Genomic DNA, 1,749 nt, shown 5'->3' on the forward strand with positions numbered 1-1,749 from the left:
CTGGACAGCTATCTGAAGAAGCGCACCGCCACCAAGAACAAGCTGCACGGGGAGGAAACTTTGGGCATTCCCTCCAAGTTTGTCCATCAATCCCTCAAGCGTGACCTCAAGCATTTGGACAAGGAGGTAAAGGCACTGGAGGAAAGGTTGCTTTTATTGGTAAAGCAGGACCAACAACACCAACTTACATTGTTGAAGGGAATTCCAGGCCTGGGTACCAAAACGGCCCTCTTCCTCATTGTTATAACAGATGGTTTTGACAAATTTGAGACTGCCGGCCAATTGTGCAGCTATGTGGGGATTACCCCCACAATCCGGCAATCGGGAAGCAGCGTGCGGGGCAAGAGCAGAATATCAAAGGTGGGCAACCAGAAACTCAGGAACCTTCTCTTCCTGTGCGCATTCTCGGCGTGCAAGCACAACAAAGCCTGTAGGGAGATCTATGAACGCATTGTGGCAAAGGGAAAGAGCAAAAAACTGGCACTTATTGCGGTGGCTAACAAACTGCTGAAACAGGCATTTGCAATCGCAAAAAGCGGTTTGCCCTATGATGAGAAATTTGTATCCAAATTGAACTAAAAAGATTTGTTTTTCAACTCAGATCTTTGTTGCCACCAGTTATTTTTTTCGTTTTCTTTTATCTTTTTTTGCCTTTTTAATTTCCTTTTTCAAAACCTTCATAGATTCCTTTAATTCATTCAATTTAGGTTTATCTTTTCTTTTTTTTCCAGCACTTTTTGCTGCTTCTAAATACAGAGCTCCAAAATGTTTAGCTAAATCTGGCTTTTCATCACTTTTATCATCTGCCATTTTTTTCAGAACATCATTAAATTCTCCTTTGTGGTTGTTTATGAGTGAATGAACAAGTTCTTCTTCTAAAATTGCATTTAAAGCCTCTTTCGGGATTTTTGCGTTTCCGCTGTAATATTGTCTAATGTAATTGGTAAACTTTATTAGTTCAGCATTGTTAGAGATGAATTCTAAAACTTGTTTGTCGCTATCTGTAATTTCAGTTTTCTTTGAAGTAATTGTCTTATAAATCTGTTTAGCTACAAACTTGACTAAATCATAAGCTATCGTCCCAACAATTCCACTTAATGCAGCAGCAGCTAACCATTGATAGTAATTAGAAGGGTCAATTAACGAGTATTTGGATTTAACCTTTCCAAATTTTTCTACTTGATGCTCGTATTCAACTCTATATTGGTAGCCATATTTAGTAGCTCGTTCAGCGTACTCTGTAAGTTGTTTATACTTTTCTTCGTCAAATTCTGAATTACAGTTAACACAGTAATTTGTCGAATTATCTAAATTTATTACTCCACAATTTGTACAAAGGTATGTCTGCATTCAGTTTGGTTTTAATTGGTGGCAACGTTGAGGCTATGAACAGTTGGGGATTTTAAGCCCTAACTTTTCGTTTTATCACTTTCGCCCCAATTGTTTATAGCCATTGTGCCTGTTGCACAACCACCTCTTCAAATATAGCAAAAGGCTTGTATAAAATTGAGAAGTTTATTAATTTCATGCCTATGCAAGGCAAGAAAAACTATCAGGAAAAACTCTTCACAAGCTTTAAGCTAAGCGACAGGGTTTCAAAAGAAAATTTTTACCGACGGCTAAAAGAAGTTCTAGACCTGGACTTTCTTTACCCGCTCACCAATAAGTTCTATGGACAAAGCGGGCAAAAAAGCATAGACCCCGTGGTCTTTTTCAAGATATGCCTGGTGGGCTATCTGGAAAACATAA

General features: G+C 38.6%; 3 protein-coding genes. 2 read left to right on the plus strand and 1 reads right to left on the minus strand.

The features are described 5' to 3' along the window. Positions 1–579, plus strand: a 579-nt coding sequence (locus tag LS48_RS14540) for a transposase (protein WP_131807742.1), incomplete at its 5' end; no start/stop codon positions are given. Positions 580–618: 39 nt separating this feature from the next. On the opposite strand, the gene LS48_RS14545 is transcribed toward LS48_RS14540, so the two are convergent. Next, positions 619–1,350, minus strand: a complete 732-nt coding sequence (locus LS48_RS14545) for a hypothetical protein (protein WP_062623207.1) — start codon at positions 1,348–1,350, stop codon at positions 619–621. Between the two features lie 182 nt (positions 1,351–1,532). Between LS48_RS14545 and LS48_RS14550 the strand changes: the two genes are divergently transcribed. Then, positions 1,533–1,749 (plus strand): transposase (locus LS48_RS14550; RefSeq protein ID WP_162266502.1); only part of this gene is annotated, 217 nt, incomplete at its 3' end.

Source organism: Aequorivita aquimaris (assembly GCF_001573155.1).
GTDB classification, from domain to species: domain Bacteria; phylum Bacteroidota; class Bacteroidia; order Flavobacteriales; family Flavobacteriaceae; genus Aequorivita; species Aequorivita aquimaris.

Bases quoted from the DNA above. Each gene is read 5' to 3' on its own strand.
- LS48_RS14545 (WP_062623207.1), bottom strand. From the start codon at position 1,350: ATGCAGACATACCTTTGTACAAATTGTGGAGTAATAAATTTAGATAAT.